The organism is Marinicrinis lubricantis (assembly GCF_042658665.1).
GTDB lineage: Bacteria > Bacillota > Bacilli > Paenibacillales > KCTC-33676 > Marinicrinis > Marinicrinis lubricantis.
Genome location: NZ_JBHSQV010000151.1, coordinates 18,698 through 27,645, shown reverse-complemented (window position 1 = coordinate 27,645; position 8,948 = coordinate 18,698). Strand labels below are relative to the sequence as shown.

10 protein-coding genes are annotated in these 8,948 nt (G+C 46.3%); all 10 read right to left on the bottom strand.

Features of this window, described 5'->3' with window-relative positions; genetic code table 11:
* Window positions 1-304: 304 nt before the first annotated feature.
* The 10 genes from lysS to ACFPXP_RS11880 all read right to left on the bottom strand — a co-directional run bounded on the left by lysS (window position 305) and on the right by ACFPXP_RS11880 (window position 8,800).
* Window positions 305-1,804, bottom strand: a complete 1,500-nt coding sequence (lysS, locus tag ACFPXP_RS11925) for a lysine--tRNA ligase (RefSeq protein ID WP_379894445.1) — start codon at window positions 1,802-1,804, stop codon at window positions 305-307.
* Window positions 1,805-2,094: 290 nt separating this feature from the next.
* Window positions 2,095-2,574: a transcription elongation factor GreA gene (gene greA / locus ACFPXP_RS11920; RefSeq protein ID WP_379894444.1), complete on the bottom strand. Its 480-nt coding sequence runs from the start codon at window positions 2,572-2,574 to the stop codon at window positions 2,095-2,097.
* Between the two features lie 246 nt (window positions 2,575-2,820).
* On the bottom strand, window positions 2,821-3,828 hold the full coding sequence (gene dusB / locus ACFPXP_RS11915; protein WP_379894443.1) for a tRNA dihydrouridine synthase DusB: 1,008 nt from the start codon (window positions 3,826-3,828) through the stop codon (window positions 2,821-2,823).
* Between the two features lie 40 nt (window positions 3,829-3,868).
* Window positions 3,869-4,075: a helix-turn-helix domain-containing protein gene (locus tag ACFPXP_RS11910; protein WP_379894442.1), complete on the bottom strand. Its 207-nt coding sequence runs from the start codon at window positions 4,073-4,075 to the stop codon at window positions 3,869-3,871.
* Window positions 4,027-4,575 (bottom strand): 2-amino-4-hydroxy-6-hydroxymethyldihydropteridine diphosphokinase, encoded by a 549-nt coding sequence (gene folK / locus ACFPXP_RS11905; protein WP_379894441.1) that lies wholly within the window; start codon window positions 4,573-4,575, stop codon window positions 4,027-4,029. The genes ACFPXP_RS11910 and folK overlap by 49 nt, the downstream gene beginning before the upstream one ends.
* On the bottom strand, window positions 4,572-4,940 hold the full coding sequence (folB, locus tag ACFPXP_RS11900; protein ID WP_379894440.1) for a dihydroneopterin aldolase: 369 nt from the start codon (window positions 4,938-4,940) through the stop codon (window positions 4,572-4,574). The genes folK and folB overlap by 4 nt, the downstream gene beginning before the upstream one ends.
* Window positions 4,933-5,799, bottom strand: coding sequence for a dihydropteroate synthase (gene folP / locus ACFPXP_RS11895; protein WP_379894438.1), 867 nt, complete (start codon window positions 5,797-5,799; stop codon window positions 4,933-4,935). The genes folB and folP overlap by 8 nt, the downstream gene beginning before the upstream one ends.
* Window positions 5,799-6,677, bottom strand: coding sequence for an aminodeoxychorismate lyase (gene pabC / locus ACFPXP_RS11890; RefSeq protein WP_379894436.1), 879 nt, complete (start codon window positions 6,675-6,677; stop codon window positions 5,799-5,801). The genes folP and pabC overlap by 1 nt, the downstream gene beginning before the upstream one ends.
* 1 nt (window position 6,678) lies before the next feature.
* A complete protein-coding gene (gene pabA, locus ACFPXP_RS11885) occupies window positions 6,679-7,260 on the bottom strand; it encodes an aminodeoxychorismate/anthranilate synthase component II (RefSeq protein ID WP_379894435.1) in 582 nt (193 codons plus the stop codon).
* Between the two features lies 1 nt (window position 7,261).
* Window positions 7,262-8,800, bottom strand: coding sequence for an anthranilate synthase component I family protein (locus ACFPXP_RS11880; protein ID WP_379894434.1), 1,539 nt, complete (start codon window positions 8,798-8,800; stop codon window positions 7,262-7,264).
* Window positions 8,801-8,948 lie beyond the last annotated feature (148 nt).

The window sequence follows — 8,948 nt, the reverse complement described above, 5'->3', positions numbered from 1 at the left end:
CTTGAGGCGACTTTCATAATATATCACATCTCAGCATTTCTTTGCAAGCACTTATTTTTTCCAATTCAATCTATACCGAAATGACTCAGAAACATCATGCTTGATTTCATGCTTTCACACTGCTCCAATCGGACAAGCCGTTTGAAGCGGCGAGATATAATTTATCAAATAATAAGAAAAATAGCAAGACTTTTTTTCGTATTCATTTTACATTCCACAAAATCAATAACTTCTCCTGAGCTAGCAGCTCAAAAAAAGAAGCCCGGAACCAACGTTCTCGGACTTCTTTATCTTATAAGATCAATTACACTTCTCCTGAACGTTCACGCATCAGCGGGAATAGCAGCACATCTCGGATCGATGCCGAATTGGTAAGCAGCATCACTAAACGATCGATTCCAATTCCTAATCCCCCAGTAGGCGGCATACCGTATTCCAGGGCACGAATGAAATCTTCATCCATCATATGAGCTTCATCATTACCTTGTTCCCGTTCCTTCAATTGCGCTTCGAAACGTTCCCGTTGATCGATAGGATCATTCAATTCTGTGAATGCATTCGCATGCTCTCTAGCGACAATGAACAGCTCAAAGCGATCTGTAAAACGCGGGTCCTCTTCGTTCTTTTTGGCGAGCGGTGAAATTTCAACGGGATGACCGTATACAAACGTAGGTTGAATCAGCGTTTCTTCTACTTTTTGTTCAAAAAACTCATTCAAAATATGACCGAAGGCCATCGTCGGTTCTACTTTAACCCCATGTTCTTTGGCGAGCTGGTGCGCTTCTTCATCCGTCATATGACGAGAAAAGTCTACACCTGTAGTTTCCCGAACGGCGTCCACCATGCTGACCCGCTTCCATGGAGAGCCCAAGTCAACATCATAATCCTGATACTTCACTGTCGTCGTACCCAACACGTCTTGGGCAATATGACGAATCAGCTCTTCCGTAAGCTGCATAATATCCAAATAATCAGCGTAGGCTTCGTACAGTTCAATCATCGTAAATTCTGGATTGTGGCGGGTCGAAACCCCTTCGTTGCGGAAAACACGACCGATCTCATATACTTTTTCCAGACCGCCGACAATGAGCCGCTTCAAATGCAGTTCGATCGCAATTCGCATATACAGCTGCATGTCCAGCGCATTGTGATGGGTAATGAATGGACGTGCGGAAGCTCCACCTGCAATGGCATGCATCGTAGGCGTCTCAACCTCCAGAAAGCCTTTCTCATCCAGATATCTTCTCATCGAACGGATAATACGGGAGCGCAATATAAACGTTTGCTGCACTTCCGGATTCATAATCAAATCCACGTACCGTTGACGGTATCGAAGCTCCACGTCCTTCAATCCATGAAACTTATCCGGCAGAGGATAGAGCGATTTCGTCAAAATCTCGATCTCAATGACTTTGATCGAAGTTTCCCCTGTTTTTGTCTTAAATACCGTACCCTTGATGCCGATCAAATCGCCGATATCTAATAAATCATAGGCTTCAAATTTCACATCGCCTACCGTGTCCTTGCGTACATAAATTTGGATCTTACCTGTAATATCTTGGATATGGGCGAAGCCCGCCTTGCCCATCGATCTTTTTTGCATGATCCGCCCAGCCAAGCTTACCTCAGGCTGTGCTTCTTCCAATTCTTCTTTGGTCATACCGTCATAATTGTCTAAAACGTCCTTGGCATAGTTCACCCGTTCAAATTTTTGGCCGAAAGGATCAATACCTAAATCCTTCAATTGCGTCAGCTTATTTCTGCGGATCGACAGCAGTTCGTTTAATTCTAATTCCTGGCTCAATGGTCGTCAGCTCCTTTAGGCTTTGCTTCTTTGCTTCGTACAGCTTTTAATTAGTATCTTATAGAAATCCGATTCTTAAGTCCACAGGCGGAACTTCGTTTTAATGAAAATAACCCCTTCAAAATACATGTTCCGCATGTACGATGCGAAAACGCACTTTGACGGGGATTTCCTGAGCGGTTACATTATTAGGGCATGCGACGCTGAAACAAGCTGCTCTCCTCCATGTAAGTGCCCGTGCAGGTGGAAAAAAAAGCTTCCATAGGAAGCTTTCCATTCACCGGCAATCATTACTTTTTAATGTCTACAATCTTATATTGGATCGGATCCCCTGTAGGAACGTTCACATCTACAATAGATCCTTTTTGTTTGCCTAGAATTGCTTTGCCGACAGGACTTTCGTTGGAAATTTTATTTTGAGAAGGATCCGATTCCGCTGTACCTACGATGGTGTACTCCACGTCATCTCCAAATTCAAGATCTCTGAGAACCACCTTGGCTCCGACGCTCACCGTATTGGTATCCACTTCATCATTATTAATGATCCTTGCGTTACGAAGCATTTTCTCGAGCGTAATGATGCGCCCTTCAATGAAGGCCTGCTCATTCTTGGCATCCTCATACTCCGAGTTTTCGCTAATATCTCCGTATCCAATTGCGATCTTAATCCGCTCAGCTACTTCACGGCGTTTTACGGATTTTAAAGTTTCCAGCTCTTCCTCCAGTTTTTTCAAACCGTCCTGGGTCAAAATTACTTCTTTTTCAGCCATCCTTACATTAACTCCCGTCTGAAAAAATTTAGTATCGGCCGCACCGATACATCCCATAACAATAGTCCATAATCATGACTAATATGCTTTATTACCCTTATCATATTTCAATACAGCTTAACTGATGACTTGAAAACGCTTAGGTATCGCCCATTTCTATTGGTTGATTATATTTCAAGCCATCTTAAATGTCAATGACAGCCAATTTCGGATGTATAGCAGAAAAAGCTGCGCACGCAGCTCTTCTCACATAGGGACGGCAGCCGATATTTCCATCATCTGCTCTTCATATTCGTCTACAAATTTTTCCAAGGTCGATACCATCTCTTCCCGAGCGACGGCCCCCATAATTTGATCTTTAATTTTTGAGGCGCCGGGCAGCCCTTTCAAATACCAGGCCATATGCTTACGCATTTCTCTCACAGCGACCTCTTCATTTCTCAGTGCAATCAAACGGTCCATGTGCAGAATCGCGATTCTGATCTTTTCTCTAGCATCCGGATCCGGAAGCAGTTCGCCGCTCGTCAAATATTCGACTGTACGATACAGCATCCACGGATTTCCCAACGCGGCGCGGCCAATCATGACACCGTCCACACTCGTTTCCTCCAGCATACGCTTTGCATCCTCTGGACTAGCTACGTCTCCGTTGCCTATGACCGGAATACTGACCGCTTCCTTCACTTCTTTGAGGATTTCCCAATTCGCTTTACCGGTATACATTTGTTCACGAGTTCGGCCATGTACAGCTACTCCACTGCCGCCTGCGCGCTCAACTGCCCTAGCATTTTCTATCGCATAAATGTGATGCTCGTCCCAGCCCATTCTCATCTTTACCGTGACTGGCTTACTCACTGCATCAACTACAGCAGCAACCATGTCATAGATTTTATTGGGATCAAGAAGCCACTTGGCTCCGGCATCACATTTGGTGATTTTCGGAACAGGGCATCCCATATTGATATCAATGATGTCGGCGTTAGTCTGGCGATCGACTACTTTTGCCGCTTCCACCAAAGACTCACGGTCACCGCCAAAAATCTGCAAACTTAGCGGTTTTTCTCGCTCGTCGACATACAGCATTTGCAGTGTCCGTTCGTTCCGATGAAGAATCGCTTTATCACTGACCATTTCTGCACAGACGAGTCCGCACCCAAATTCTTTGGCGATCAAACGAAAAGCCGGATTGCAAACACCAGCCATCGGTGCAAGCACGACATTATTCTTCATTTCTATATCCGCAATTTTCAGCATTGCTCTCCCTCCTTTTTTAGATATTTCATAGTCCATGATCTCATCTATTCGACAACAATTCGGATTTATCGATACAAAGCACTTCACAAAGCTTCTCGACCATCGCCATTTCAGCTCTGCGATTGCCCCGCTCCACAGCACCTAAAACACTTGTTGATACTCCGATCTTCTCAGCCAATTCCGTTTGGGTATACCCTTTCAGCTTTCTGTATGCCCTAATTCGTCTGGCCAGCTGAATGTCTTCCATTTCTCAATCCCTTCTGTCATGTCGAGATGATCCAAATGCTGCTCAATCTGCCGCATGTCAGGATGGCCGGCCTGCTTCAAGCATTCTGCAAGCGGTAAAAGGACAAATGCCCTCTCCAGCATTCTCGGATGGGGCAGGATCAGATGCTCGCTTTCATATTCCACCTGCATATTATCATACATTATGAGATCTAAATCAATGGTTCTCGGCCCCCAGCGTATTTCTCTGGTCCTACCGAGCTCTCGTTCCACTTCAAGCATCGTTCGCAAAAGATGCTCAGGATCCAAATTTGTAGTTAATTGCGCAGCCATATTCAAGAAGGCGGACTGATCCAAATAACCGACAGGCGCTGTCTCATAAATACTGGAGGTGCACACCACTTGAACACCTTGCCGCTGATGAAGCAATTTCAGCGCGGACAAGAGATAGTCTTGACGGTCTCCGATATTAGAACCCAATCCAATCCATGCTTGGTGGAGCCTGCTCTGCGGTTCTATCATGATTCTTCCCGCTTTCTATGAATTTCTACGGACACGCCTTGAAAATGGATATCGAATGGAGGATCGGGCTTAAGAACTCGCACTGTAATGGCTTGTATGATTTCATACTCTCCAAGTACAGCTGCGGCAATCCTCTCCGCCAAGGCTTCAATCAGCTTGAATGGTTTTCCTTCGACAATCCCCCGGATCGTCTCCGTAACCGAAGCATAATTGACTGTTTCCTCCAGCCTGTCCGTTCTACCGGCCGATGTTAAATCGAGAAACAATTTCACATCCACCATAAACCGCTGCCCAAGCTTTGTTTCTTCTGGAAATACACCATGGTACCCGTAAAAGCGCATCTGCGACAATACGATTTTATCCATGAAAAGGCACCTTCTTTCTCCTCTGGATGGCATCTGTCATATCCGCAGCGCGTCTATTTGCTTTCACATCGTGGACACGAATAATGGAGCAGCCCTGCATAATTCCAATTACGGTCGTAGCGAGCGTCCCTTCCACGACATCATCGACAGGAAGCTCCAGTACGTTACGGATCATCCTTTTGCGTGATGTTGCCAAAAGCACAGGATAGCCCATCTCTCCTAGAGCATACAAATGATTCATGAGATGCAGGTTCTGCTCATGGCTTTTAGCAAAGCCGATGCCGGGATCAAGTATGATTTGTTCGTCCTTCACTCCCGCTCGTTTTGCAATCTTGATGCTCTCCGCCAAATCCGACTTCACATCCTGTAAAAAATCCACATAGTCTTCGGTTTCTCGATTATGCATCAAAATCACAGGGCACCCATATGCTGCAGCAACTTCTGCCATGTGGGGGTCTCTTTTAAAGCCCCAAATATCGTTAATGATATGAGCCCCCGCTTCAAGAGATTGCTTCGCTGTTTCCGCTTTATATGTATCGACGGATATCGGAACGTCTAATTTCGAAGAAATCGCCTCGATCACTGGGATGACGCGCCTAAGCTCCTCTTCGGCAGAGACCTGCTGAAAACCGGGTCTCGTCGACTCTCCTCCGATATCAATGATATCCGCACCTTCCTCTACCATCCGCTGTGCTTGTTCGACTGCCTGTTCCACACGGACGTACTTCCCTCCATCCGAGAAGGAATCCGGCGTCACATTCAGAATGCCCATAATGAGCGTTCTCTCTCCAAGTCTTAGCTCTTTCCTTCCGCAGCGAATCGTAGTCGCTTGATTCGGCGCAACTTCATTGCTCTCCATTACGAACCCCTCGCTTTATTTCTATATAGGTTTAACCAGCAAGTTGTATGATATCCTGCCGTACCATCGCCTACTTCGTGGACCAATCCGTTCACATCGAAGATTCGAGTGATAGGAACAAGCTCCTGAATCGAATTCGTGATGAAAATTTCTTCCGCTTGAATAAGCTCTTCCCACGTATAGAATCCTTCCTTCACAACCACCGAGCATTCCTCTTGCAAAACGTTCATCACATAATCCCTTGTAATGCCGGGCAAAATGCCTGTATCTATAGCAGGTGTATGTAAGGCCCCTTCTTGAATAAAGAACAAATTACTAGTCATTCCTTCAGCCAAATACCCTTCAGGCGTAAGAAAAAGCCCCTCAGCACCTGCTGCCCAAGGCTTCCGGGTCAGTTCCTGCTTGCCCAATATACTGCTCATATAATGAAAAGATTTGTGGCGAACGGCGGTTTCCGGCTGAAAACGCCGTGTTTCTAGTACTGCTAATGCTTTGCCCTGAATATATAATGCATCTGCTGCCTGTGGAAGAGGTTTAACATAGAGCAGGGTGACGGGTTCCGTATACGGCTCCGCAGGTAGCCCGATCTCGCCTTTACCCGCACTGACGGACAAACGGAAATAGCCGTCCTCCAACTCGTTCGTCTTTAGCAGCATGCTGACCTGCGCTTGCAGGAATTCTTGATCCATTGACCAAATAATATCCAAATCTTGAAGCCCCTTCGTCAACCGACCCAAATGTTCCTTCAGCAAAAAGGCTTTCCCGCCGTATGTTCGAAATGTCTCAAAGCAGCCCATTCCATAAAGAAAGCCGTGATCGTATACGGATACCACGGCTTCCTCCTGACGTACCAATTTTCCATCTAATGCAATCCACATGTTAGGAGCCAACCTTCTCAGGCTTCCCAACGAAATTCCGAAGCAGCTGATGTCCATGCTGCGTGATGATCGATTCCGGATGAAATTGTACTCCCTCGATCGGATACTCCTTGTGCCGCAGACCCATAATTTCTCCTGCTTCGGTCTCAGCACTGATTTCTAGACAATCCGGCAATGTTTCTCTCTTCACAATCAGAGAATGATATCGAGTAGCCGTATAAGGAGATTCCATCCCTTTAAAGAGGGTCTTGCCGTCATGATAAATCTGCGAGGTTTTGCCATGCATCAAGTTCTCCGCTCGGACAACCTCTCCACCAAACACTTGTCCAATCGCTTGGTGACCCAGACAAACGCCTAAAATCGGAACCTTCCCTTTAAAATGCTCAATGACCTGCAGGCTAATTCCCGCTTCATTCGGTGTGCACGGTCCCGGTGAAATCAAGATATGGTCCGGTCTCAGCGCCTCGATTTCAGAAATGGTAATCTGATCGTTGCGGTACACTTTCGTTTCCTCTCCGATTTCCCCCAAATATTGAACCAAATTGTAAGTAAATGAATCGTAATTATCAATCACTAAAATCATGCTAGAGCCTCCTCGCTTTTCTTTCCAAATGATCGTACTGCAGCGCTTTGGCCATCGCCTTCGCCTTATTCAACGATTCTTTGTACTCTCTCTCCGGATCGGAATCTATCACGATCCCCGCTCCAGCCTGTAAATGTACTTTCCCATCTTTCACGGTTAACGTTCGTATAATTATATTAAATTCCATATTGCCACTATAGTCAATCCAACCCATAGAGCCCGTATATGTCCCGCGTCTTACAGGTTCAAGCTCCTCAATGATTTCCATCGTTCGCACTTTTGGCGCCCCGGTAATGGTCCCTCCTGGAAAAACCGCACGAATCACATCCAAAGCATCCAACCCTTCAGCCAACGTACCCGAGATTTCCGAGACTAAGTGCATCACATGCGAATAATATTCCATCACCATAAATTCGTCCACTTTGACCGAACCGAACTTGGAGACGCGACCAAGATCATTGCGCTCCAAATCAACCAGCATCACATGCTCAGCAATTTCCTTCTCACTGCTCTTCAGCTCATCAATAAACTGCTGTTCCTCCTCCGGGCTGCGCCCTCTGCGCCGAGTTCCCGCAATCGGCCTTGTGCTGATCCGCCTTCCCTGCAGCTTGACGAGCAGTTCAGGAGATGCCGAAACGATCGACATCTCTGGGAACTTAAGAAATCCCATATAGGGTGACGGATTGACTCGCCTTAATGCTTCGTACAGCTCTTCAGGATGACCATCATACGCCCTGCTTCTGCGCAGAGAAAGATTGACCTGAAATACATCCCCCTGCCCAATATAACGCTGGATCGATTTCACCGCTTCCATATACTGCTCTTTCGAAAAAGCCGTTTCCCATAATGTTTCATCGGCTAAATCCGATTCATATTGTTGTAAGCTTTGCTTATGGAATGCTGCCGTTCCTTCTCCCGATTGGGTCACCAGCTTCTCTTTGAACCATTCGTACATGGAGCGCACACGCTGCTGTGCATTTTCGTACGCATTTTTCCACTGCTTCTCGTCCGCACCCTGTTCCGGCGCGGGTACGTAGCAAACACAATATAACTGATGATCATGATGATCCCAGATCCAAAGTTCTGTGGAGTGCATAAAATACACATCTGGACACTGTAAGTCATCCGCAGCCGTATTCGGCAGCTCCTCCAACCATCGAACGAAATCATAGCTGAAGTACCCGACAAAACCACCAGTGAAAAAGGGAAGCTCCGGGATAGATGGCCCTTGCCGCTGTAACATCCATTGTCTCAAGAGTGCCAGCGGTTCCCCCTCTTCTTTGCGAATCGCCCCATTCCCGCTGAGCCATTCGGCTTGTCCGTCCTTGCAGCGGAGAGACTCTTGGATATGCCCCCCTAAATAAGTGTATCGTCCGCCCTTCCCGCTCTCCAGCACGTACCCGAATTGAGAAAATGACTGCCATGCAGGAAGCCATGTTTCGACTGCCAGCTCTTCTTCTAATGGAAAAGATTCAATCAATGGGATATATGGATAGTCAGCTGCCCAACCCTTCCACTGACTCAGGCTCGTAAAATTCAATTCGCCATCACTCTTCCTCTCTATGGGGTTTAAGCTTATACTTTCTTTATCAAATAAGATCTATGATGACATTTTCTCCGTCCTGCTTATGTTCATTCCTCTGCATTATATAGCAGTACGCTTCTTCTGAAAACTAAGATAATGACGT